The 24,458-nt window shown below is 63.0% G+C and carries 16 protein-coding genes; 5 read left to right on the top strand and 11 right to left on the bottom strand.

Annotation, left to right across the window (positions count from 1 at the left end):
* Nucleotides 1-335 precede the first annotated feature (335 nt).
* Nucleotides 336-554, bottom strand: coding sequence for a hypothetical protein (locus SJY20_RS01315; RefSeq protein WP_380784803.1), 219 nt, complete (start codon nucleotides 552-554; stop codon nucleotides 336-338).
* Nucleotides 555-971: 417 nt separating this feature from the next.
* Between SJY20_RS01315 and SJY20_RS01320 the strand changes: the two genes are divergently transcribed.
* Nucleotides 972-1,193 (top strand): hypothetical protein, encoded by a 222-nt coding sequence (locus SJY20_RS01320; RefSeq protein ID WP_380784804.1) that lies wholly within the window; start codon nucleotides 972-974, stop codon nucleotides 1,191-1,193.
* Between the two features lie 180 nt (nucleotides 1,194-1,373).
* Here SJY20_RS01320 and SJY20_RS01325 read toward each other — a convergent pair whose 3' ends face one another.
* The 3 genes from SJY20_RS01325 to SJY20_RS01335 all read right to left on the bottom strand — a co-directional run bounded on the left by SJY20_RS01325 (nucleotide 1,374) and on the right by SJY20_RS01335 (nucleotide 6,161).
* Nucleotides 1,374-1,637 carry a hypothetical protein gene (locus SJY20_RS01325; RefSeq protein ID WP_380784805.1) on the bottom strand — a complete coding sequence of 88 codons (264 nt, stop codon included), beginning with the start codon at nucleotides 1,635-1,637 and terminating at the stop codon, nucleotides 1,374-1,376.
* Nucleotides 1,638-1,652: 15 nt separating this feature from the next.
* Complete coding sequence (locus SJY20_RS01330; protein WP_380784806.1) at nucleotides 1,653-2,306, bottom strand: GGDEF domain-containing protein; 654 nt, start codon at nucleotides 2,304-2,306, stop codon at nucleotides 1,653-1,655.
* A 987-nt stretch (nucleotides 2,307-3,293) separates the two neighbouring features.
* Nucleotides 3,294-6,161: a two-component regulator propeller domain-containing protein gene (locus SJY20_RS01335; protein ID WP_380784807.1), complete on the bottom strand. Its 2,868-nt coding sequence runs from the start codon at nucleotides 6,159-6,161 to the stop codon at nucleotides 3,294-3,296.
* A gap of 979 nt (nucleotides 6,162-7,140) precedes the next feature.
* Between SJY20_RS01335 and SJY20_RS01340 the strand changes: the two genes are divergently transcribed.
* Nucleotides 7,141-10,683 carry an SIR2 family protein gene (locus SJY20_RS01340; protein WP_380784808.1) on the top strand — a complete coding sequence of 1,181 codons (3,543 nt, stop codon included), beginning with the start codon at nucleotides 7,141-7,143 and terminating at the stop codon, nucleotides 10,681-10,683.
* Between the two features lie 490 nt (nucleotides 10,684-11,173).
* Nucleotides 11,174-14,935, top strand: coding sequence for a hypothetical protein (locus SJY20_RS01345; protein WP_380784809.1), 3,762 nt, complete (start codon nucleotides 11,174-11,176; stop codon nucleotides 14,933-14,935).
* Nucleotides 14,936-15,005: 70 nt separating this feature from the next.
* Here SJY20_RS01345 and SJY20_RS01350 read toward each other — a convergent pair whose 3' ends face one another.
* The 7 genes from SJY20_RS01350 to SJY20_RS01380 form a co-directional block, all read right to left on the bottom strand.
* Nucleotides 15,006-16,220, bottom strand: coding sequence for a hypothetical protein (locus tag SJY20_RS01350; protein WP_380784810.1), 1,215 nt, complete (start codon nucleotides 16,218-16,220; stop codon nucleotides 15,006-15,008).
* 55 nt (nucleotides 16,221-16,275) lie between these two features.
* On the bottom strand, nucleotides 16,276-17,352 hold the full coding sequence (locus SJY20_RS01355) for an HIRAN domain-containing protein (protein WP_380784811.1): 1,077 nt from the start codon (nucleotides 17,350-17,352) through the stop codon (nucleotides 16,276-16,278).
* Between the two features lie 724 nt (nucleotides 17,353-18,076).
* Nucleotides 18,077-19,525, bottom strand: a complete 1,449-nt coding sequence (locus SJY20_RS01360) for a hypothetical protein (RefSeq protein WP_380784812.1) — start codon at nucleotides 19,523-19,525, stop codon at nucleotides 18,077-18,079.
* Nucleotides 19,526-20,035 carry a hypothetical protein gene (locus SJY20_RS01365; RefSeq protein WP_380784813.1) on the bottom strand — a complete coding sequence of 170 codons (510 nt, stop codon included), beginning with the start codon at nucleotides 20,033-20,035 and terminating at the stop codon, nucleotides 19,526-19,528. It abuts the gene before it with no gap.
* A complete protein-coding gene (locus SJY20_RS01370; protein ID WP_380784814.1) occupies nucleotides 20,032-20,628 on the bottom strand; it encodes a papain-like cysteine protease family protein in 597 nt (198 codons plus the stop codon). Before SJY20_RS01370 ends, SJY20_RS01365 begins: the two co-directional genes overlap by 4 nt.
* A 30-nt stretch (nucleotides 20,629-20,658) precedes the next feature.
* Nucleotides 20,659-20,802 carry a hypothetical protein gene (locus SJY20_RS01375; RefSeq protein ID WP_380784815.1) on the bottom strand — a complete coding sequence of 48 codons (144 nt, stop codon included), beginning with the start codon at nucleotides 20,800-20,802 and terminating at the stop codon, nucleotides 20,659-20,661.
* Nucleotides 20,803-20,838: 36 nt separating this feature from the next.
* The gene (locus SJY20_RS01380) at nucleotides 20,839-21,702 is read right to left on the bottom strand and encodes a hypothetical protein (protein WP_380784816.1); all 864 of its coding nucleotides are present in this window, start codon (nucleotides 21,700-21,702) and stop codon (nucleotides 20,839-20,841) included.
* A gap of 305 nt (nucleotides 21,703-22,007) precedes the next feature.
* Between SJY20_RS01380 and SJY20_RS01385 the strand changes: the two genes are divergently transcribed.
* Nucleotides 22,008-23,132 (top strand): hypothetical protein, encoded by a 1,125-nt coding sequence (locus SJY20_RS01385; protein WP_380784817.1) that lies wholly within the window; start codon nucleotides 22,008-22,010, stop codon nucleotides 23,130-23,132.
* Nucleotides 23,129-24,214, top strand: coding sequence for a DUF3800 domain-containing protein (locus SJY20_RS01390; protein WP_380784818.1), 1,086 nt, complete (start codon nucleotides 23,129-23,131; stop codon nucleotides 24,212-24,214). The genes SJY20_RS01385 and SJY20_RS01390 overlap by 4 nt, the downstream gene beginning before the upstream one ends.
* Nucleotides 24,215-24,458: the final 244 nt, after the last annotated feature.

The following is a 24,458-nucleotide window of genomic DNA, read 5'->3' on the forward strand; positions in this document are numbered from 1 at the left end:
CCGTCTGATTAACGACCGGTCAAACAAGGGCCATCGTAGACCGACGCGCGGTCGGACGCGCTGGCCCAGTCGTCGATGAACGCCTGCTCGTCATACGCAATGGGCGGCTTCCTGCTTCTCGTCGACATTCTAGCGCCCGCCGGCGCCGTCCCGGAAGCCAAGATCAAAGTCGCGAACAGCGTCTTTCAATCCGGCATATTGCGTGCTTGCCAAGGGGACGACTGCTGCAGTCAAGAGACGCTTTCTTTCAGTTCGGCGACGGCCATCAGTAGCGTTCATGAGATTGTTACTTACCTGTAGAACGCCTTGATCTTCGAGGCACTGCGAGAACGGTGCTAGAACGACGACCATTGGCATTGTCGTAGATTCGTCCGCCGACGCGCATACGCGATTTCCGATATGCCCCTGCGCTTCGTCAGCGCCTGCGGCATCCGCTCCGATGTCTCCGCCGCGGCATCCGGAGTCATGGACACGACGGCGCCCCCGGGGCCGTCGACTTGAACCCCTCCTTCGTCGGTGCTCACGTCAGACGGGGTATCGGGGATCTTCGCCATAACAGCCTCCTTCGCAAGCAACGCAGCATCGGCAGGCTGGATGCCCATGGTTGCGCCACGTCAGGACGATTCCCGATCGACCGTTTCCATGTCGCACCGATACTGTACGACGTCGGCTGCGCACTGAAACGAGGGGAGCTTCGATGCCTCAGTTGGAAAACGATGCTGCTCGACTGAAGTCGGTCGCCTATCTGCTGACCGAAGCGCTGCGGATATCGGACGAGGGGCAGAGGCCCGTCGTGGGAGCGAAGATCGCGGACTGTATCGACTGTGTCCATCGAGAGCTTGCAGACGTCTCGGCGCAATTGGAACGTCGTCGGCTCGGGTAGCTCGGCCGCCGCGGCCCTTCGCTCGACCAATTGATTTTTATCGGAGATTACTGTCGGATACGCTGGTACGAGGTTCGGGTCGAGGCGCATGTTGAGCAAGGCAACGGTTGAACGGGCGTTCGAGTTGGCGCGTGGCGGGATCTGCCGCAATGTCGTCGACATTCGGCGGGCGCTGGAGCGGGAGGGATATGAAAATTGCGCGGAACACCTCGCCAGCGCGTCGCTCAAGACGCAGCTGAAGGTCGCGATCCGAAGCTGCGTTGCTGCGCCTCATAACGTCGACGTTCGAAGCCTGAAGGAAGCGCGATGATTTGGAGGACGCAGCAGCCAGCAAACATGCCAGTTATCCGGCTGGTGTGACCGCAGAGTAACGGCGCAATCGCCAAGGAGTCAGGCGTTGAGCGCGACGCGGTCGCCGTTCACATCCGAACGCGCATCGTATTCGCCGATCGATCCCAATGCAGCGGCCGAGCCAAGAGATCGTCGTGGATCAGCGCATCGACCGCCATTCATCGGTGGACGGGATGTCCTCGATCAGAGCCGCCAGGGACCCGTCCTGAAAAGTATGGGGACGGACCTTACGATTGGGCAGCGAAAGGCGCAGGCCGCGCCGTTCGGCCGGCTTCATTGCGCGAACCCTCAGAGCGATCGTGAGCAGCGATCCTTCGAAAAGGATCTCTCCCGACGGATCACCGGCGGCGTCGACCCTCGACATGCGAACAAGGGTCGCTTCTTCGTTCCATGGAATGTCCATCGATTGCTCCGAGGTTCATTTGGACTGATGCTTGACGAATATCCAGGAGCTCTTCCCAGCGGACTTTGCCTGGAACATCGCCCCGTCTGCGATCTTCAAGGCATCCTCGACGTTTGTACCGGTCGAAGCACCCAGACTGCACGTCGCCGTCCATTCCGATGCCTTCAGTGCCGTGATCAATGAGCCGTGTATCCTGGCCGTCTTTCGCTCCGCCGACGCTTCGTCCCGAACAGCGAGGCAGAATGCGAATTCATCGCCACCCACCCGGGCGGTGACGTCATATGGACGAACGGCGGCCACCAGCGCCTGGGCCACGATCCGGAGAACGTCGTCGCCGGCGGTATGCCCGTGCTGATCGTTCACCGCCTTGAAGTCGTCGAGATCGATCATTCCGCACAACAGTATCCGACCGTCGCGCGGCGCAGATAGCTTGAGACGCTCGCACTCGCGGGTGAACGACCTGCGATTGCCTAGTCCGGTGAGGGGATCGACCTCGGCGTTCGCATGCTCGTGATCAAAGGTCCGACGAAACGCCGCGACGAGCAGCACGATGAACACGGCACCAAATGCCCTTATCGCGGCATTGCCGGCAGCGGTCGATGCCGAAAGGGAGCAGGCTCCTGCAACAAGGTCGTCGCCGAAGCCGTTGACTTGCAAGGTGGCAACCATGGCGACCGCCCAGGCTCCGAGCCCGGCCAGTCTGCCGAGGCACCATGTCGTGAGGCACAGCGGCACTAGGTAGAGGGAGTTCAGCGACAAGTGAGGTCCGGTTGCGTTATCAAACACGACGAGGACCGCCCACGAGGGCACTATCCATCCGACTGCTGACCAGGGACCCAGCCTGGCCGACCTGCGCAAACCGTCTTCGATTGGACTCCATCCACCTGCAGCCACGCGCCTTACCAACGCTAAAAGAACCATACCAACCTGACGAAAATAACGGGGACCGAATGAATCTTCGTACTTTTTAGATGAATCGTCGAAGTGCTATTCACGGAATGCTAGCTGCCTTGCAGGCCTAATAGTTTATCGCGGACATGTAACCGCATACAGACATGAATTGCGCGAATTCACGATACGAGGCGAATGGGTCCGTTTGTCCAACCGCAATCTTTCCATCACCCACGCTCATGGGAGGGGCGGCAGCGGAATGATCAAGCCGGGCAACCAGATGGGTTCATCCCGTTAGAACGGTCTGCATCCCCGACGATCCACACGGTGAGCATTCGGGTCGCCCGCTTCGCTGATCCCGAACGTCGAAACCCGACGATATGCGGTACGGCAGCCATCAAGCGCCATTCACGCGTTCCTCTCGTTCGCTTTGTTGGAAAACGGACGGCGATGACGCGCCCCCGAGTACGGCCATTCGCCGACCGGATCGGCGGTCCAAAGTTGTCGTTCGTCAGGAACACCTGCAAACGCGGGAAAGACTACCAGGCTCTCTCCCGACGCGTCTGACCCGAGACCATTCGCCGGCGCGAGAAGAACGCCGGGCACGAACGCCGACTTCCTCGTCGGTCCTCGATGCAGTGTACGTCGGCGCGGCAGCCGTCACAGTGTTGCGTAAGCCGCGTCGAGGGACTGGTCCAAGCCGTCCGTTCAAGTGCATACGGAGAAGGCGCAGCCCAACGAGAGGTCTATTCGAGACATCGGCGGCTACGCAGCCGCCCGCGGGTTCGGCAGCTTCGATCGTGACCGCCTGAAACTCGTACGCAACGTGAGCGAGACAGCGGTTCCCTTTCCGGGCTCCGAGCGTATCGACAGTCTGCCCCCCAGATTCCGAGCTCTCTCGTGCATGCCCGGGAGCCCGAAGTGTCCGGTCCTGCCACCAGCCGCCAGGATGTCCTCCGGTATTCCCACTCCGTCGTCGCGTACCGATACCGTCAGGCTGAACAGGCTGAAGTCTATTTCGATCGACGCCACCGACGCCTTCGCATGGGTGCTGATGTTGAACAGCGCTTCGCCTACGACGGCCCCGACTTCCGCGATGGCATCCGGTTCGAGAGGCCACGCCTTTCCCCTCACCGCGACGTCGATTTTCGTTTCGGGTGGAAACTCCTGCCGGTTCACCAGCGCCAGAACGACGCCCTCCAGGTCATCGCTGGTATCGATCGCTCGTAGATCGCGCACGCGTTCTCGACCTTCGAGCAGAACCTCGTCCGCCCTGTCCAACGCGTCTTCGAGTCCAGCCTTGGTGCTGCCCTCCGGCACGGACAGGGCGGCGACGTGAAACCGCAGCATGAGACCCTGTATGCCCTGCAGCAGCGTATCGTGCAGCTCTCGCGCGATGCGTTCCCGTTCGTCCGTCCGTTCCGCGGTTCGAATGCGCATTCGGCGGGTGAGAATGCGGACGCGCAGGTCGAACAGGAACCAGAGCAGCAGAGCTCCGAGAACGAGGCACAGGGTGAAGAAGGTGCGCGACTGCACGAAGGTGGGCGGAATGGTGACTCGCAGTTCGGCCCCCTGCCGGTTCCATGCGCCCTTGTCGTTCGATGCGATCACTCTGAACCGATAGGAGCCCGGGCCCAGATTGGTGTAGAAGGCCTGCCTTCGCGAGCCAGGATCCACCCAATCGGCGTCCACGCCCTGCATCATGTAGCGGAAGCGGACGCGGCTCGGGACCGACAGGCTCAGCGCGGTATAGTCGATCGAGAGGTTCCTCGTTCCGGAAGGCACCTCGACGTCAGCGGGATCGGGATAGTGACGGCCGTTCGCCGTCAGGCCTCGGATCAGGACGCCCGGCGCCTGTGGGTTCGCCAACAATCGGTTCGGATCGATCCGTACGACGTTCTGTCTGGTGATAAACCATACCCGGCCGTCCGTCGCCACCGCCGCCTGAAGGCCCTCTTCACCCGTCGGATGACTTGTGAGACCGTCCTGCTGACCCAGAGTGAGATGCGGCAGCGAGGCATGCGGCGTCACGAAGGCTTCCTCGAGCCGAGCCGTCGCGACCCGGTGTAGGCCCTTGTTGTTGAGCATCCAGATCTCGCCGCTCGCGGTCTGCGCAAGTCCGCGCACGCCCCGAAGCCAGGGATACTCGTCGATGGAAAGCCGGCGGAAGCCGCTGCCGTTCCACAGCGCCATGCCGGTACCGCCGGCGACGAGCAGTCCGAAATCCGTCGGAAACACCCCGGTCAGTCCGCTGACGCCGATGGTGTCGCCTTCGAGAAGATGTGAAGCCCCGTTCTTCGACACGAGCAGCAGAGCCCGGTTGCCGAACAGGACGATCGGACGGCCCGCGCGGTCGATAATGATGTCCTTCGGACGCTGGCCCGCCTTGGGGAGCGGAAGATGCCGCCACGTTCCGCGATCGAGTACGAGGACGCCTGCGCTCGGCTGAGCGGCCCACAGACGGCCCGACCAATCGATGCCGCACCCTGTGACGGGCTGGCCGCCGGGTATCTCCCTGGCTTCGACCAGTCGGCCTTCGCGAACCCGTTCCATACGTCCGACGACCGCCATCCAGATGCCGCCGCGCGGGTCCGAGCAGAGTGCGCCGGGCTGCTCAGCTGGACGGATGGCGACCGGCTCCTGCCCCGTTCCCGCCCGAAAGAGCGTCCTTCCGCTGGCGATGTAGATCGCTCCGGCCGCGTCGACGACCATCTTGTAGCCGCGAGGCGACGACTGTGGGGGCAGGACGACCTGTTCCACATCGGCCTTCCGGAACTGGTCGAGACCGTTCTCCGTCGCCGCCCAGACGTTGTTCTCGCGGTCCTCCAGAATGGCGACCGCCTGGTTGGACGTCAGGCCATCGCTGGTCCGAAAACGCTGGATGGACTCGTTGCCCGGTGTTGCGTGACCGGGCGTGGCGATGCGGAACAGTCCATCGGTGTAGGTGGAGCCCCAGAGCGCGCCGTCATGAGCGGAGAGAAGTGCCACCCGGCTGGCGGGCGCGAGCGCGGAGTAGAATACCGGATTGCGCGGCCGGCTTCGACCCTTCGGATAGTCGGCGACCATGCGCGTGCCAAACGGTCCGGAAATCCAGATGTCGCCATGACGATCCTGCGCGAACCCGGCCCCATCCATCAGCTTCTCGCCGGTATCCACGAAGCGCGACGTACCAGGGCGCAGGAAGAAGAGGTGCTTCGCCGTTGCGACCCACACGGTGCCGTCCCGGGCGCTGAACACGGACCATATCGTCTCAAGGGGCAGCCCCCAGCGCTGATCGACATGCTCCCATCCGCCCTTCGAGAACCGGTACAGCGCCCCCGGCTCACGCCCGCCTATGGCGAATATCGCGCCGTATCGGTCCTCGGCGAAGCTGGTGACCTCGCCGGGAGCCTCCGGCATGGATGCACGGACGAGCCGCCCGTTCCTGTAGACTTCGATGCCGCCGCGCCCCGCGTATCCGACCCAGAGCACGCCGTTGCGCGCCGCGAAGACGGCCGTCACGGGGATGGCGCCCGGCGGATGGCCCGGGGCAGGGGAGATCCGTTCGAACGTCACGCCGTCGAACCTGTAGAGCCCCTCGTAGGTACCCAGCCATAGGTACCCGTCGGGTGTCTGGGCCAGGGCGGACACCATGCCGGGTACGCCGTCCGCGCTCGTCCAGCTGCTATGGGTGATCTGGGACTGCGCAACGGCTTCGCCGGGCGCCGAGATGCTTCCAAGCCAAAGAGTGAGAGCGAGCACAATCCAACGGCAGAATCGCGCTGCCGACCGCACGCCATCTGTCCATACCGCCATCGACGTCCGCTCTTTTTTTGGAAGCCTCACCCCGAGCCGGCCTGCGCCGCCTCATCCTCTCGCCCGTTCACTATGCACCTCCGCTCGCCCCAAGGCGACCGTGGGAAATGCTTCTGTTCATTGGGGGGCGCTTGAGCTTGAAGTACGCAACAACGTCACGGCTGTCCTACGAACTCGCCGGGCCGGCGCGGCCGTCGTGGTGCCTGCATCAGGGCGTAGGTCGGTCCGCAATCGGGGCGGCGATCTGGTGGATCCTTCGGTTCCAGGCAGCGAGTTCACGGGTAAGGCAATCGCAGCGGACGACGGTCACTACGATGTTTTGCATCTTTAACTCCTGGGTTGATCGCCTGATCAACACCAGGAATATGAGCGCTCGCTCATGTTTGGACTACTCGCTTGCGCAATCGAGAGCCGCCGCCTGGACTGGATCCGGTGAAGATCGAACAGGCCGTGGTACGGTCCGTCTTCACGTACCTGACTTCGAACTCTTAAGCGGACGCGGGCTGCTCGAGAGGCATTACCAGCCGATAGCCAAACGCTCCGTACGAACTCCGGACACTCGGGCGACAGCTGGGTGCCCGCCATCCGCAACTGCGCGCTTCACCACGCGAACGACCGCCGCCATACCGAATGCCGGCAACCCTCATATTCGAGTCTCCGAACCCGACGCATGACATCAGACAATTTCGCCGATGGCACTCACATAGACCGTATCGGTCGAGCCCTATGGGCGCGCGAGCCCGCCGGGTCGGCGGCAGTGCTGGTAGGAGCGGGGTTCAGCCGCAACGCAGTTCCGATTCGTCCATCGGTGGCGGGAATGCCGGGCTGGAACGGGCTCTACGAGACGATGGTGAATCACCTCTACCCGGCGAACGTCTGCGCGGAAGGCATCTCCGGTCGCGAGGCCATGCCGCTTGCCCATCGCGATTGGCTGCTTCGACAGGTCGGTGCGACGAGCGCGTACCTGCGGATCGCCGAGGAATTCGAAGCTCAATTCGGACGACCCGCGCTAGACCAGATGATCCTCCATCATGTGCCGGACCGACAGTTCGAACCCGGGCGGTTGCACCACATGCTCCTTCAGCTTCCCTGGGCCGATGTGATGACGACGAACTGGGACACGCTCCTGGAACGGACAGCCGAGGTGACGGAAGAGCGCGTCTACGACGTCGTGCGAACGGTGGAGGAGATTTCCGAAGCGAGAGCTCCTCGGATCGTCAAGCTGCACGGCAGCTTTCCCTCGCACAGACCGTTCGTGTTCACGGAGGAGGACTTCCGCAAATATCCCGCAGATTCCGCCGCCTTCCTGAATCTCGCGCAGCAGCTCGCGATGGAGAACACGCTGGTCCTTCTCGGCTTCTCCGGCGACGATCCGAACTTTCTCTTCTGGTCTGGCTGGGTAAGGGATCGGCTGGGCCAGAACGCCCCGCTCATCTACCTCGTGGGCGCACTGGGCCTCAGTGCACCGAAACGGAAGATGCTCGAGAGCCGACGCGTACAACCAGTCGATCTGTCGCAGCTGCCGCAGTTTGCAGGCTGGCCCGAGCCGCGCAGGATCGAGCTTGCCAACCAGTGGTTCCTCGAACGACTTCGTGTAGCCGAACCTTACCAAGCGCACCGTTGGCCGAGACCGCCAGCAGGCTTCGTCCCGCCGCTCGAGCTCGTCGCTCCTCCCATCGACCCGAGAGCTCCGCTGCCGAACCCCGACCAGGCGGTCAGAGGGGCATCGGTCGAGACCCTGCGCGGGCTCGTCCTGCAGTGGCGGCAGAACCGCTCGCTGTATCCTGGATGGGTCGTGCCGCCGCTCGACACTACCGGACTGCTCTGGCACCGCATCGACGACAGCATTTCCGATGTCCTACGGGGATTGCGTGAACTGGAGCCGGACGAGCGCCTTGATGCGCTCTACGAGTTGAACTGGCAGCTCGAAGCGGCGCTCGTGCCGCTGGTCCTCACGATCGACGACCTGGTCTCCGATACCCTCGACGACGCCGCTGCACGATACGGCTCGCTATCGCAGGAACGTGCCTCGCATGTTCGTGCGCTGGTCCTAGCTTTGGTCCGCCATGCGCGGGAGGAGCGCGCTGCGGACACGTTTCACCGATGGAACGACTGGCTGGAGCAGCGGATCCAGGACGATCCCCGACTGCTCGACCGCCTGACCTACGAACGCATTCTCTGGGCGCGGTCCGAGCTCGACATGGAGGCGGCTGAGGCGCTCGTGGCGGGGTGGACGGTACGAGGAGACAGCTTCTGGCTTCTCCGGAAAGCCGGAATGCTCGCCGATCTCGGTCGGGAAGAGGAAGCGGCGGACATGTCGGCTGAGGCGTTGGCCACGATCCGAGCACAGACGCTGCGCGGCGGTACCGACATCGCATCGTGGTCGCGCGAGAGCTTCGCTCTCCTTTTCCGATCCGCGGTGCTGTTCGGCGAGTTCGGGCGATGGATGGAAAACAAGCCGATCACCGACCGGTTCGATCTTCGGCAAGACGTTCTTCAGGCACGCGGATGCCCGGGGAAGCACGACTTCTTCATGCTGATCGAGCGTCTTGGCCAAGCACCGCCGCCGCCTCGACAGCGCCTCGTGATCACCCGGAGGTTCGATCTCGGATCGACGAACGCCACTCATCATCTCGCGCGCATCGACGCGCGTCTGGATCGACTGACTGCCTACCAGGCGCTCCGCTTTCAGGAGGAGACGGGACTGCCCGTTCGGATCGGCCATGCGAGCCTTTCTGGTCAGCTTCTAATCGAAGCCGCTCGGTGGCTGATGGACGTCGCGCCGACGCGTGCGATCGATGCACTCCTCCGGGCGTCACCGCAGGCCTCGGACAAACTCTTCGACAAGCTGCTGACTCGGGCCACGGTCGCACGCACGTCCCCTGCGAAGGCCGACGAGCTCATCGAACGGTTGATTCGCATGATGACGTCGGCACGAGGGCGGGTATCCGCCCGCAATTCGGATGCAGACTTCTGGCGCGACCGGTTGAAGTTCGGACTTGAGATCGCCTCACGATTCGTCGTCATCGCCCCAGAACGAGCCGTGCAGCTCCTCGAGTTCGGCCTGTCGCTGCTCATCGAGGAGCGAGACTTCGACCGTTCCGAATATGATGGCCAACTGGCCGACATCGTCCGCCGCACATTGGAGGCTGCATCCGACGAGAGCCTGGACGCAATGCTGCTCGCCGTGTTCCGTACGCCCATTCCTGTGGAACCCGCTGCCAACGCGCCCCCTGCATGGGATCCAGCGGCCGGACTGTCTTCCGCTCACAAGCCCGGCGAAGCGAATCATGAGTGGAAGGCTGTAGTGGCGGATACGATCCACGCCTTGCGAGAGCGACCCACGAGGTGGGCCGCATCCGCACGGCTGCAGTGGCTGCTCAACGTCGGTGCAATCGGCGAGGAGGACCGCGGTCTGGTCGGCGTAGCACTCTGGGCGGACGCTTTCGTGGTCGGCGGCCTCCCCATCGGGACCATCTTCTACCCTGCCACCTTCCTCGATCTGCCGAAGCCTGAGGGCTGCGATCCGGCTCACGCGATCCGCATGCTTCTGCTTGGCCTCGAGCCGCTGACCGACGCTGACATCATGGATGGTGCTCTGTCGCACGCGCTGGCGCAGTCCTCTCTCGAACTCGCCGCCAAGGATATTGATTGCCAGATTGAGCGGATGACACGGTACGTTGGCGACCATCCGCCTGAACCTGGCCATCCCGACATTCTGGGCCACAACCGCTCCCGGCTCGTCGAGGGCACCTCGTCGATCGCGGCTTCGCTCGCGAGGCGCAGCGCACCCGATCCCGCACTGCATTCCAGCATCGGTGCGCTGTTCGCGCTTGACCGGTATCCCCTCCGTCGCGAGCCCGCAACACCGTGGCTGATGCGTATCGGTCTGTTGGACAGCGACGAAGCGACGATCATGATGCGCCGGCTGTTCACCTCGAAGGAACGCGGCGATGTCCTGGTTGCGCAGCACCTGCTCGAACAGATCTGCGACCAGCAGCCGATCGAGGGCGGGTTCGAGAAGGTCCTCTGGGCGGAGATCGGTTCGGCACTGGCGGCGAGCCGTTCGACCTCCGTACCGGTCATGCTGCGGTTCTGCGTCACCGTGGTTCGCAACGACCCGCAGCGACTGCCCGCGATCACGGAGAGCGCGCTCGACATCTGCCTCCGAAGGATACTCGAAGACACGGAACAGGCACAGCCGTCGGAGGACCTGGCCTACGATCCGTACCTGGCAAGACGCTTCGCTGCGGCGTTGGTCAAATTGCTTCGAGAGGTCGGGCGCATCGAAAGCCAGTTAGGCGAAGCGTGGTCGGCTGCGGTCGAAAATGACCCTCTCCCCGACACGCGTCGCGTCTGAGTCGATGCGCCGCACAGCACCATCTCCATACGAGTCTCGTCAGATCGCTATGGCGAGACGGGAAGTTGGTCGATACCATCGTGCGATGGGGAAAGCCGGCAGCAACCAGTCATCCCCGTGCGAAACAATCGGGGGCAAGGACGGGCATTGTCAGAGGAGCGCGCGGCTCGGGATCTGGCCGGGCGTCGGCATCGAGATCTATGCCGCGCATCGACAGTCGGAGGCCGAACGCATTCTGCGCATGCGCACGAAGGGGCGGGTCCGAGGCCCGATCCACCACCCATCGGGGATACCGCGTCGTAGCCATCGGCAGGTGGGTGTACTGAGGCGAGCGTTGGTGACTCGTCGCTGTGACGCGCGGCCACCGTTCGTGACCGAGTCCCTCCGATCCGAAGCCGCAAACCCCGTGAGCCCGAGGCCCGAGAAGCCTGGGCATCTGCTGCGCGTGACCAGCGTCTGGAGCGATACAGCCGGCGAGGGCCTCTAAGCCGTGGGTCCGTTCAGCATCACCAAGGAACTGGTGCGGTCGCTCGGTGACGAGCGTCTGCGCGAGTTGCTCGTCCGCTTGCTCGAAGCCGAAGCCCGTGAACGCGGCATACCACCCTCGGGCATCTTCGCTGGTGGGAACCAGACCGCCGCCGATGGCGGCATCGATGCTTCGATCGACTGGCAGGGCGGCGCCGCGCCGTCGGGCTGGCTGCCGGCCCGGTCTATTGTCTTCCAATGCAAGGCAGAGGTGATGCGGGCCGCGGACCTAGAGCGCGAATTGGCGCCGGGCGGGGTGCCAAGAGCGTTCTTCGCGCGCCTCGCGGAAGAGCATGGCGCTTACGTCGTGTTCTCGACCGACGATCCGACAGCCCTGCGTCTTCAGGAGCGGCTCAGCGCCATGGGTCGGGCCATCGCCACCGTGAGCGGAGGCGAACGCGTACGGCTTCGCTTCTATGGCGCGGATGCGATAGCCCGCTGGACCGAACAGCATATCGGCGTCGCTCTCTGGCTGCTTCGGGCGTGCGGACGTCCGCTTACCGGCTGGCAGCCCCTCGGCGACTGGTCGGCACCAGGAAGCGCGGGCCAGCCCTATATCGCCGACAGCAGTGATCGCGTCGTGGTAGACGGCGCACCAAGATCGCCCATCGAAGCGCTGGACGCCGTCCGTACGCGCCTTCGGCTTACCGGCGGCGTCGTCCGCCTGATCGGGATTTCCGGCATGGGCAAGACTCGCTTTGCCGAGGCTCTGTTCGATACTCGCGTCGGCACCGAGCCGCTTTCTGCGGCCACTGCCATCTACGCCGACGTCGGCCATGACCTGGCGGTGAGCGTCCCGGTACTGGTCGAGCAGCTCGCCGGGGCCGGCACCCGCGCAGTCGTCATCGCCGACAACTGCCCGGCCGGTGTGCATGCGCAGGCGGCTTCCATCCTCGCGCGATCGCCTGGACGAATCAGCCTGCTGACGATCGATCATGAACTGCTGGACAAGGCGCCCGAGGGAACGCTCGTCGGCCGCATGGGCGAGAACACCGTCGCGGCGATCACGGGCCTTCTCGCACAGCGCTGTCCCTGGCTCGGTGCTGCTGATCGCGAGCACCTCGCCACCTTCGCGGGTGGCAATACGCGCGTGGCGCTCAAGATCGCGGAAGGTTCTCGGGACGGGGTCAATGCCGCCTCGCTGAGCGATGTCGACATGCTGGATCGGCTGTTCCAGACCGATCGCCAGAATTTCGCACCGGAGTCCAGACGATGCGCGGATGCCGCGTCCCTGGTCTATGCCTTCTTCGTCGAACCGGCGGACCACGATACCGTCGAGCATCCGATACTCGCTGGCCTGGCAGGCGTTCCATCCGAGCAGTTCTACGAGGAGATCGGACGCTTCATCGATTTCGGGGTCGCTCAACGGCGGGGCGGCCAACGCGCGATCATGCCGCCGCCGATCGCCAACATGCTTGCGCGGGAGCGGATCCGGCGGTCCGAACCACGCGCATTGGCGGAGACCTTCACCGCTGCGCCGCCGCGCCTTCTCAAGTCCTTCGTCCGGCGGCTCGGAGATCTGCACGCCGTTCCGGAAGCGGTCAGTATGGTCGAGCGGCTGGTCGGAGAAGGCGGTCCGCTCGGAAATCCGGCGGACCTGCGTGGAGAAGCAAGAGCGGCCTTCCTATACGCAGCGCCCGCGGCACCGGACGCTTTCCTCGCCGCATTGGTCAGGGCGCTTCGCGGCGCCGATCGGGCGACGCTCCTCGATCCTCGGCGCGAGAGCCGTCGGGAACTCGCACGAACGCTGGCAAAGCTGGCGCACAGTCCTGCGCGCTTCGCCTCTGCGATGGAGGTTCTCCTGGCGTTCGTCCGTGCCGAGCAGGGCCATGCGGACCGCCACTCGGTCGCCGACTACTTCCATCAGCGCTTCTGGCCGATCCAATCGCAGACGCTTGCCGATCAGGTTACACGCCTCAACGTGATCGACAGGCTGCTCGACGATGATGCGGACGACGTGGCGTTGATCGGAGTCGAATCGCTCGGCCGCATGCTCGAGACGTCCTTCAGCTCGCTGCTCGACGTCGGATTCGGCGCACAGGCGCTTACCCGCGAGTGGCGGCCCCCGAGCTACGAGGCGTGGTGTCGGGCGGCCTTCGACCGCCTGGTGGACGTCGCCAAGTCGGACCGCGCAGCGGCGACGCGCGCGAAGGAGCTGATCGCGCATTCGTTCCGGCAGCAGCTCAGTGCCGGCGGGAACACCACGCCGGTAGTCGCAATGCGGGCGGTGCGTGGGCTCGGCTATTGGGACGACGGCTGGAAGGCGGTGACAGAAGCTCTCCATTTCCGTCGAGCGAGCTTCAAGCCGGAGCTCATCCCCGGCTTGCTAGAACTGGAGCGCGAGTTCCGGCCACGCAATGTAGACGAGCTCTTCGAAGCCTTCGTGCTCGGAGAACCCTGGCGCCATTGGCATCCGACTGGTCGTGAGCGCCGCTCGGCACGCGACGTCGCGCTCCTCAGCCGGCGCCTCGGCGAATGCCTGGGGCGGCGCGGCGACGTGAGGCAACATCTGGATCGCGCCTTCACGGCGCAAGGCCAAACGAGCATCCGCGAGTTCGCGCAGGGGATCGGCAGGGTGACCGTCGATCCTGATGCGCTGTGGGCCGAGGCGCGCAGGTCCTTCACGGCATTGGACCCTGCGCGACGCAACCCGACGGTCTTCGCCGGACTCCTGTCGGGCATCAGCAGGCGCAACCCGGGCTGGGTGGACGCGACGCTCGAAGCCGCGACTGACGACCCTGAACTGGAGGCGTCGATCGTAACCCTGCACCTCGGCGTGCCCATGAGCGCGGCAACGATCCGACGCTTCATTTCCGCGCTGCATCGCGGCGCCGTGCCAGCCAATCACTTCGAAGCTCTGATGTATGGCGGTGTCAGCAAGGTGATTCCGGGAGCCGACCTCGCGGCTTTCCTACGTGAGCTGTACGACGCACCCGGTGGCGCCTTTCCCGCGCTCCAGGTGCTGCACATGCGCTTGTTCGGCGATCGCCAGGACAAGCGCGCGCTCGCCCCCGAACTGGTCGAACTCGCGCGCGAACTCGTGACGGACCCGCGCACCTATCAGGACCAGCATTCTCGGCACGATCACGGCCTGGCCGAGACCGCAAGCATCGCCCTGAGTGGCAATCATGCGGCGGACGTTGCGCGAGACATCTGCCGAGCACTCCGTGCAAAGCAGCGGTCGAAACGGGGCTATCGCGAGTTCACCCAGCTGTCCGCGCTTCTTCTCCAGCGCTATCCGGATGTCGTGCTGGACGAGATCGTTGGCGAGGCCGTACCCGATGACATCGTGCAGGGCTTCTTCGGCGGCACCTTCCGCGACAACGACAATGTCGACGGCCGGACAGGTCTCGATGAGTACGCGGCTCTCGCCTGGGTCGCACGCGATCCGGGTCCACGCGCGCTGCGCCTATCGGAGTTGGTTCCCTATGCGATCAACCACCAATCAGCCTCCGGTCTTGCATGGTCGCCATTGGCCACCGCGCTGATCGGGGCATCGCCCGATCCGGTTGCCGTTCTGGAGCAGTTCGAACGACGCTTCTGGACGGGGAACGGCAGCGGCAGCTTCGCAAGTCGCTTCGTCCGGCGGCGCCCCCTCGTTGCAGCGTTCTGTCATCACACGGAGCGGCGCGTGCGCAACTGGGCCCGAGATGCCAGCGTCCGATTGGAGGCGGATATCCTTCGTTGGGAGGAGCATGACCAGCGGGACTCGGCAAGGTTCGAATAGAGCAAAGCCGCGCGGATGGGATGAACTCGACTGCGCTGCACCAGCCGCCTTGCCCAAAAGGCAGTCATCTTCAGATCGGCAGGCGCACCCCGAACTTGTTGGCGATCAGGATTTCCAGCCGAAACACGAGCATCAGCTGGATGAAGAGCCGCGAACTGCGTGCAAGGTAAGCGGCATAGCCGATCGTGACGGCATCTCCCTTGCCGCCCTTGCCCGATCGGTACTCGATCATGCCTGATGCACGGTCGAACGTCATGTCCCCATGATGTGAGGCATTGCGGAGCTGGTTGTCGAATTCTCCTACGACCGCCGCCAGCGCGGGGTTGTCGCCGAAGGCCCTGCCGCGGCCCGCCTTTTCGGACGACCGATAGGCCTCGAACGTGATCGTGCGCAACCTATCGAACGGACGGTCCTCGATCAGGTTGTTGATCGCAGCCAGGGTCTCGACATTGTCGCCGAAGGCTTCGAATGCGTTGCCGTAGAACATGCGTGTAGTATCGAAGTCGGACGATGCGGCAACATGGCGTTCGTCGACCGGTATGTCGGACGCGACGAGCTGATGGACCTGCGAGAACTCCGAGAAGGCACCAAGGTAGGCCTTGCAAATCTCGAAGTAGCGGCGACCATGTGCCGCGCTCAACTCAGCTCCGGAAAAGGCGACGAATCTCTCGAAGTCGTCCTTATGCGCTGCAACGCCCAGCTGCTCGAACAGGCTCTCCCAAAGGCGCTCGTGATGAGGTCTCGTCAGGTCGCCGATGAACTGGAAGATCCAGTCTTGGATCGAGGTAGGCGTGTCCTCGTAGCCGGCGGTTCCGACGAAGGCGTCCATGCGCCGCTTCGCCAGGTCGAGTTTGCCATTGCGGTGAAGCGACCAGGCTGCTCGGAGCTGCGGCCATTCCTCCGTCACCCGCGCCCTACGCGGTGCCTCGACTGAAAGGGGCTCCAGCTCCGCCGGCAGACCAATCCGCGCACGAGCGTCGAGCATGGCGCTCACGAGTTTGCTTCCAAGTTCAATGCTGGGGAAAGCATCGGCGCTTCCGATCTCCTCTCTGGCGAAGACGAAGCTCGGATGGAGATTGACGATCGGTCCGCCGTCGTCACGCGCGGCTTGCGTGGCATTGGGACCGAATGACAACCCGACTCCATCCGTGACCGAGATGCCCATCTCCTGTCCGCAGTTCCGACACTCGAAGTGATGGGCCTGAACCGGCTCGGCACCCATGCCGATCCGCAGCACGTGGACGGTCCCGCATTCATCGCAGGATGCATATTCTCGAACGATCATTTCAGCGACGATAGGTCCGGGCTAGCCTTCCGTCATCCTCCTCCGGACGACCTCTTCACGATTTGCGCGCCTTGCGGTTTCCGCTCGTCATGATCATCGCTTCAAGGACGACCTTCGGGGGCGTTTTCGTCGTCCGGGGTCGCAGCACCTGTTTGATCGAGTCCCTCTGTTTACGGACCGCCGCAACCTGCGCGACTATCGAATTAACTTCCGTCTCCAGCGCCCCCCGCCGTTCCACAAGCCTCGGCAGTGCTGCCTTCTGAGTCGAACCCGCGAAAAGCACCCCGCGAATGCCGCTCGCATTTCGAACTTGTACGTTGACTTCGTTTAAAGCCGTTCGCCGGTTTGCAAGCTCCCGTTCCAGCCCTGTCAGGTCTGCTTCGAGCTCCGACTCGCGGGCCTTGTCGTTTATGCGCTGCTGTTTTCGTTCAGCCGCTGCGACTCTAGCTTCCATCGACAGCTCAGCTTTGGCGCTCGCCGTCCATACGATTTCAGGTGGCGCGCGATTGAAGGTGCCAACCCGACTTTCGTAGTCATCCATCCAATGGCGCTCACGGTCATGCAGCCATTGCGAAAGGGCCAGCTCCGTCAAGTCCTTCGGCGCCAACTCCACGACGTCGGCGGTGAATCCGCGTCCCCCAAGTTCACGCCACAAGTCGCGAAGCGGGAGATTGTGATGCACACCCAGCGTCAGCTCCTCCCAATGCTTCCTCAGTCGTTCATTCATATCTCGCGCTTGCCCGATGTAGCGGGGGGATCGAGAAGCTATGCTGATCGCGTAGATTCCTGGAAGTCTCCCGTCCGCAACCCGTGGTGCGACCGGTCTCTCCGGATCGTAGGTGAGCCATATCTTCAGCGGGATCGAAGTCCGATCTGACTTGTCTATCCGGACGCCGCCGACCTCGAACGTGGCCCCGCCATCCAGAAGGGGCGCCACCATTCGGGCGCTCTTGCGATCCAGATGGCCCGCGAGGCCGGCGCGCACCCTTACCGCGACTGCGTTGGGATCGTGCTCGTTGCCAGGCTGCCTTTCTAGGGTGATTTCCGATGCGGGTATAACGTCGCCTTCGGCGAACTGCAGACTGTTATACCGCATGCCAACCAGGGCCGCATCGAACCGTCGTCGTGCCATTTGCCAAAAATAAAGGTCGCGGGTTAATTCCGTGGAAACGCGCCCTAGGAATGTTTGCCAAGGCGCTCACGCCAGGGCCCTCAATTTGGTATTCTGTAGCCGCTCGTGAGTATAATTTGATCGGGCACGCAACGTATGTCTCGCGAGACCGCAAGGTAGCTCGCGATCTGCGCCCGAAGTTCAGGATGTCCACTAGGGTCGGGCAGATCGACAGGTGCCGTGGCGTCCTTCCGGACGGCGTGGATCCTCAGGCATTCATACAGCGCTGACCGAACGGCGGCGATAAGCGAGCCATCCCGCCTTTCGAATGGCGTGAACCCGCCACCTCGATTCCGAACTTTACCTCCGAGCAGCATCGACGGACGTGATGGCGTTCAGCGACGCGACGACCAATCGTCCCGTCTGGTTCGCTACCGTCTCGGTGCTGATGCAAGCTGATGTACGACTACAATGCCACCAGTCGGTCCACCGAATACCACTAGGGCCAGGAACTGCACGCGGACTTCGTGGCGGCCTGCAGACGGCCAACGATGAGCAGCACGGCCTCAAAGTGGGCACCGACAGCTACAAGGGCAAAGCCTTATTCTAGGACCGGTCGTGCGGTATCGGGCGGGCAAAGTGCCCATCGCCCTGCGGTTTCAGGACGAACTGTTCGCTGACAACCGAACAAAAGGTAAAAACATCTGGCTCAAGGCTGTCCTCCGGTTCTGACGCGGCGTCACCTCTATCTGATCTCCGACACGCGTTTGAAGCCGCCCGAGACCGGTACGCTGGAGGCATCGAGGATCCGACCGGTCGAACCATCGACCAGAGCGTAGCTGGCGACCACCCCGCCGGAAGCGAAGAACGGCATGGCGCCGAATGCGGTGAAGAAGTTCTTCTTCGTGTAGGTGGTCCCGCCGGCGGCATCCATCTTGACCACCAGGAGCATGCTTCCGGAGCGGAGCAGATCAGCGGTCTTGGCTTGCCGGATCGCGGTGGTCATCAGGTTCGGCTTGTCCGCCTCCCCAGCGCTCGCCGTCGACAAGAGACCGGAATATCCCTGCAATGCCGCGGCAAGGGATTTGGCGGAAGCGTCATGTACGCCAGCCGCAGACGCGAGAACGGCAGCGGCTTCGCCCTTCGCGAGTTTTGCTCCAGCGGCGAATGCAGACTGCCTTGTCGTCTGTGCTCGGGCCCTATCCTCGGCCTGTCGGACCAGGCGGTCGAGCGTCATGAGCTTCTCGACGAATGGATTGTTGGCCAGATCGACGACCGTATGCAGATCGGGGGCGTAGATCGGTAGGGAGACGTTGCGCGCGAGGAGTGCTCGGACGCATTCCTTCTCCAGCAGCTGATCGTCCTCCTTGATCGCGATGTCGGCGACCGTGTATTCACTCCGGAAGAGCTTCCCGACAAGGTCGATGCCTGCCGAGATCCCGGGAAGAAAGCCGGCAACCAGGCCTTGAGCAGCCTTGGGCGGAACGGCAACGGGAATGCTCACGCCGATTGTCCGCGCATCTGCGGTATCGGCAGCGACGATCGCCGAGCACAACTCGCGACCGGCGGCGTTGAATCGGATCGTAAGCAGGTCGTACGCGTCGAACCCGGTCTTGTGGCCCTCCGCCATGATGACCAGAGCGGAAGCCCTTCGCGTAGCCAACGGCGGCGCGAACGAAGCGAACGTGGCACAATCGTTAGGGACCGGCTGCGTAAGAGACGGCTCCTGGCCCCCGATCGGAATGCTCTGATCGGTGCTTCCGGGCGCGCAACGTCCCGCTCCCGTGTAGCCGGGCGCCGGTCCGCAGATCCTGGCCGCGAGCTTGTCGGCTGCGTCCGCTGTCGCACGGGCGGCGAGTATCCTGCCCTGTAGGCTTCCGGCGTTGGCGCTGGCCGTGACCAACCCCGTGTTGGCTGTCGAAGCAAGAGGTCCGAGATTGGCCGTCGCTGCCGCCGCTCTGGCCGTCTCTGCGGCAGTCTGCGCGGTCCGCAACGCAGCTTGCGCTGAAATATAGTCGGCCATGACCTTCAGCTTTTCGGTGTCTTCGGCCGTCGCCGTCGACGCGTCCTGTCCGGCTGCCCCCGCTACAAGCCCTGCGACGTCCCCAGTGCCCTTGAGCCGTATCGGCTCGGCAAGGCAGGGGGACGCAGCCGCGCCCACGAGTGCGCCAGCAATCAGAATGAATTTCGTCATCTACTCGTTCCCCCTATCATCTCGCTTCGCCACGATGAGGCGTCGACACGCCTCGATGAAGTCGTCGTCCTCCGTCGCCCCTTCCGCCGGCACTATCGTCACGATGCCGTGATCGGTGTCCCTTACCCAGAGCCCCTCCGCAGAAGTGCCGCGCACGCGCACCACCACGAGGTCGTCCATGACCGTGAACACGGTGTTCGCGATTGTTTCGAGGGTTGCCTCGGCCCGGTGCCCCATGAAGGTTCTGACAAGGCGAGGCTCGCCGCTGTCGTAGGACAGGTCGAAAGAAGAAACCGTCTCGTCGGATACGCCAAGGAAGCGGCGACCGGTAGGGACCAGCGCGCTCAGAGGTCGATCGTCAAAGATATGTTCGACGGGCAGTTCAGCGACCGAAATTCCGTTGGACAACCGGTAGGCGCGGTCCTCGGCCTTTCCGACGATGCCGCCCTCGCGCAGCACCTGCAGTCCTGCCGAGATGGCCAAGCGGTCTTCCGCTGTCGGGGAGGTCATCGCGGGTTTCTCCCGGTCAGGTCGGTTTCGGCCCACTTGCCCCCGGCCGGGTACCCGTCGCAGAACTCCTCGAACTCTATGCCGATCGCCCCGGCCTGAGGATCCATGACGATCAGGTAGTCCCGACCATCGGTCTGAACCCAACCGCAGATGACCACCGCATGGGCGCCGCCGGCATACGACACGATCGCGCCGACCGGATTGTTGGCGCCGATCTCCTCCTGAACGCGTACCCAGCTGATGCCGCCGCTTATCGGGGCGCCCCTGCTGTTGCCGAGGTCTGCGAGATGCCGGGCGATTTCGTCCGGCTGCCTGCAGACTTCCGATGTGGGATCGTTGCAGCAGTTGTTCCCGGGTCTCACGCTTTCGACAAGGCCGCACGTCGAGAGGGTGTTCTGGTCGTGATGATTATGGATCGAGATGACTGCGACCGCCCAACACCATTGGGTACCTCGTGGTTGCAACCGCACGGGAAGGGGAGGGCGCAGGGTTCCGCTTGGCGTGAGCACCTTTCGCCAAAGACGAGCCGGATCATTCGTTCCGATGTACTGGCCGGAGTCGATAAGCGCAGGAAGGTCACGATGCTTCGCCAAAGTCCGCCCCCAGTCTCGTCGCGACAGGTTTCAGCCCGCGTCAGCCAGCGACGCTTCGAGGATGACCGAATACTCGCCGATCGCCGTGCAAGACTGGGGCGGCGTGCCGATCTTGGCAAGAGACTTCACCGAGAATGGATGCTTCTCAGGTGCCAAGCGCCGGTGGTTGATCATGGACAGAGCGCAACGCTACAGATCGCCGGTGCAGCCTCACTGCTTCCATGGCCGGGGCGAAGATGGAAAGACCAACTTTCGGTTAAGCCTCGCGAGATCCGGTCTGATCCAGTTCATCGAACGTGGCATGTCGTTGTTGACCGTTAGCGACCGCGGATTGACGTTGAAGTAGCATTGCTTCTTCCCCCGCATCCAGCAGCGGTTCGGAACGAAGTCGCTCGACCGCGCATCATCCATTTTGACGTAGATCGTGAACCCCGAAACGCTGAACCAAGCCATTCGGACCCGTTGCCGAGTGCCGCGGAGACCGACAGATGGCGTTCTATAGTAGTAGACGTCGTTCGGGTCGTCGAACGCCGCGAACGAGAACAGATCCCGTTCGATGAAGACGTCAACGTTGTGCGGGATAGCCGAGCCTCTGAAACATACGTCTTCAAATATCTGTTTGTGAGGGCCTATCACAATGAAGGCCGCATTCGTGGGATTCATGGATGCATACTTCCAGAGAATGCCGCAGGCGAAACGGACAAATTCGTCCACCACGGTCACGCGGAACGGATACGTCTTCGCGTTGATGGTAGACGAAGTCTCGACCTTAAAGCCGATCTTGTCATGTCTTAGTCTCCTCAGAAGCTTAAGAGCGGCTTCCTCGTAGACGCCTAGTACGCCGTCACAGTCCGAGCAGAGAATGCCCTTCTCGAACCAACCCGTAGTCGAAGCCTGCTTCACCCCCTTTTCGTTGTGCACGATCATATGCTTCTCGTCGGCTTTCGGATCGTAGAATATCTCCTTGATGAAAGCCTCGGGAATCAGGTGGGAACGGATGGGTTTGCCAACGCTACAGATGCGGCAGCGCACCGCATCTGCTGCGACTGTGGCGATCCCAGTAGATTTCGTCATCTGTTTCGTCCAAGCATGTTCAGAATTTCAAGCTCGCATATATGGCCTATTTTCGGTGAACCTACACCGCCGGACCGACATGGGTCGAGTTTGCAAGGCGCGTCCTGCCCGTCAGATGCAATCTTGGGCTCTAACGGTAGTATGGGATCTCGCGTTGCTAGAGCACTGAAAAGCATCTGACTAGGCAGCACAAAATTTGGACGGTGACCATTTGTTCAATGGTCCGGCGTAGAGGAACTCATGACGGACTAGAACTGGCGGTGCAGGACGACGATGATCGACCCGCCGAGTCGCCCTTCCGTACGATGTCCGAAACGACGGGAACGCCAATGTCGACTGAACCTGAAACCGCGCTCGGCACCTTCGGGCTCGAAATGACGGAAATGATGGACGCCATGATGACGGCCATGGAGTTCGTCAACGGGTCGGATGCCGAACGTGCCATGGGCGAGTTGATCGGCGTTGATCCGAAATCGGACAAGCGACGGAGCGACGCGCTTCGAGGGACGAGTTCGTGGCTCTCGTCGGCGGGGCTCAGCTCGTTCATCCTCATGCAGAGGGACTCAATCCAGTCGATCGGCTCGTTCCGCGACGTACTCAACCGCATCCTCGTGCACCCACCGTGCTACCGGGATTGGGCGGACTGGTGGCTCTTCTTTTCCGCGCTGGCCGCACGGGTGACTTTTCAGCTCGATCGTTGTTCGAATGCGAAATCCGAGCCTCGCCTGGCGGGGCATCTGCTCGAGGCGCTGGCGGCGCAGGGAGCCGTGTGGTCGCAACCGCTTGCCCCGGCGCTCGCCAGGATCGGCACGCGATTGGCCATCGGCGAGATCGACCTCGAAGTCGGCGGCGGCGAGCAGGTGAATGGCGGGGACTTCGGCCTCATCCTCGATTTCGATAGACGCACCGTTCAGCCGGGTGCCGAGCCGCAGGGCCATGAAACCCGGATAGTGCCACTGATCTTTCAGGCGAAGCACTACCGCCAACCGAACGCCACCGTCTCACAGACGAACCCTCGCCGTGGTCCCCAACGCGATCTGCTTGCCAGCAACAAGTGCGCGTCCGCCTACATCTTCTATGACAATCTAGGCCAACCGACCACGCCGCTGCCACCATTGGTGAAGTCGATCGACAAAGTGCTGACGGCGACCACGACGAATGTGCTGGATGAAAGCCTCGATTTCGCCACGTACCTGCTGCGCGCGGCGACGGATGCCACTTATGCGCCCCGAGCTCGCTCGACGGACGACGCGCTCAGAATGATCTTTTCGAAGGCTGCGCTACGCGATCTTTCTGCGTTGGTCGTGATTTCGGCCGATACGGACGCGGCACGCCGCTATCGCAACGGCCTAGCGACGCTCAGCCCTCGTCTGACGGACCGCGGGGAAGAGCACTTCGGAGCGAGAACCGCGATTAAGAGGGGCTCGTGAACCGCTACTTCCTCGATGAAAGCGGTCACGGGGGTGATTTAGCTTCTTCGACCAAGCTCGATTTTTCGGGGCAGCCCATCTTCGCGCTCGCCTGCCTGGGCGTCGCCGATGAGGGTGCGCTGGCTTGCAAGCTCGAGCAGCTAAGAACCACATACGGCTGCGGATCGGGCGAACTCAAGTCGAGCGACTTAAGCACGAAGCTTCCCGCGGTCGCGGTGAATCTTGCAACGTGGCTGGTCGAGAACGGCGCCGACCTTTTCATCGAACTGGTCGAGAAACGCTATTTCATCGCGATACATATCGTCAATCGCCTACTTTGCGGACCGTACGGACTCCACGACGTGGACCAATTGACGCGAATCCAGCTTGTTGAAACGCTAGCCGACAGGACCTTCGATCCGGTCCTTCGCGGCTACCTCGAGGCATGCCGATCACAGTCGCTGGGCGATGTCGCGGCTACGCTCCAGCTACTGCAGGAAGTACTCGCTCGCTCGCGCGACGGGATCTCGCCCATCGGCCGCTTCCTCGCGAGATTTGCAAGCCAGAGAGTTCAGAACGGCAATGCGACGACCCACGACTTCCTGCCGATCGCCGACGAGAGCTCGACTGGAAAAAAGGTCTGGATGCTTCCCAACCTGCAGAGCCTCACCAACATCTACGCCCGCATCAACCAGTCGCGCCGTCATCTCGATGGCGTTGCGCTCATACACGATGTGCAGCTCCAATACGGCAAGGTTCTTCACGACGCGAAGGCGTCGATGGAAGCTCCGACGCAGCAGATCGACGTGCCCTTCACGCCCTTCGCCGACTATCGCCTACGTGGACGAGCGGTCCTGACCTTCGCCGAAGCGACGGCTGAACCCTGCCTCCAGGCGGCGGACATAATGGCCGGATGCGCCATGCGGTTCGGACGGTCCGCCTCGCTGCGGCCTAACAAGGGTACGGCGCTGCGCGACGCGTTCCTGGCAATGCTTGCCGCCGGCAACCCCTTGCGCGGCACCGGCATAAATTTCGTCGCGAGCGATCGAACGTTGCGGCGGCTCCAAGTGCCCTATGCAGCAGCAGCTCCGTTCGTACGCTGATGCCGTTCTCGTCCCGGCGTCGGTCTCTCAGCCGCGCGAGTCTTCGATCTGCATCCAGCGCTTGCGCTGGCAGGCGATGGCTCTGTCGCTGATGCCGAAGAACTCCGCGATCTCCATGTTGCGCTTCATGTCGGCGAACAGTTCGCCCAGTCGCCTGAACGATCGAAGCAGAGCGACGCATCGACCTCCACCGATGGCGAAGTGGCGTCCAACTTTTCCACGATCTGTATCGCACACGTCGTCT

It is taken from the genome of Sphingomonas sp. R86521 (genome assembly GCF_042466235.1).
GTDB lineage: Bacteria > Pseudomonadota > Alphaproteobacteria > Sphingomonadales > Sphingomonadaceae > Sphingomonas.

Excerpts from the sequence above, each read along its gene's own strand:
- SJY20_RS01315 (WP_380784803.1), bottom strand. The coding sequence starts at position 554 with ATGGCGAAGATCCCCGATACCCCGTCTGACGTGAGCACCGACGAAGGA.
- SJY20_RS01320 (WP_380784804.1), top strand. The coding sequence starts at position 972 with ATGTTGAGCAAGGCAACGGTTGAACGGGCGTTCGAGTTGGCGCGTGGC.
- SJY20_RS01325 (WP_380784805.1), bottom strand. The coding sequence starts at position 1,637 with ATGGACATTCCATGGAACGAAGAAGCGACCCTTGTTCGCATGTCGAGG.
- SJY20_RS01330 (WP_380784806.1), bottom strand. The coding sequence starts at position 2,306 with ATGGTTGCCACCTTGCAAGTCAACGGCTTCGGCGACGACCTTGTTGCA.
- SJY20_RS01335 (WP_380784807.1), bottom strand. The coding sequence starts at position 6,161 with ATGGTGTCCGCCCTGGCCCAGACACCCGACGGGTACCTATGGCTGGGT.
- SJY20_RS01340 (WP_380784808.1), top strand. The coding sequence starts at position 7,141 with ATGCCGGGCTGGAACGGGCTCTACGAGACGATGGTGAATCACCTCTAC.
- SJY20_RS01350 (WP_380784810.1), bottom strand. The coding sequence starts at position 16,220 with ATGATCGTTCGAGAATATGCATCCTGCGATGAATGCGGGACCGTCCAC.
- SJY20_RS01355 (WP_380784811.1), bottom strand. The coding sequence starts at position 17,352 with ATGGCACGACGACGGTTCGATGCGGCCCTGGTTGGCATGCGGTATAAC.
- SJY20_RS01360 (WP_380784812.1), bottom strand. The coding sequence starts at position 19,525 with ATGACGAAATTCATTCTGATTGCTGGCGCACTCGTGGGCGCGGCTGCG.
- SJY20_RS01365 (WP_380784813.1), bottom strand. The coding sequence starts at position 20,035 with ATGACCTCCCCGACAGCGGAAGACCGCTTGGCCATCTCGGCAGGACTG.
- SJY20_RS01375 (WP_380784815.1), bottom strand. The coding sequence starts at position 20,802 with ATGATCAACCACCGGCGCTTGGCACCTGAGAAGCATCCATTCTCGGTG.
- SJY20_RS01380 (WP_380784816.1), bottom strand. The coding sequence starts at position 21,702 with ATGACGAAATCTACTGGGATCGCCACAGTCGCAGCAGATGCGGTGCGC.
- SJY20_RS01385 (WP_380784817.1), top strand. The coding sequence starts at position 22,008 with ATGTCCGAAACGACGGGAACGCCAATGTCGACTGAACCTGAAACCGCG.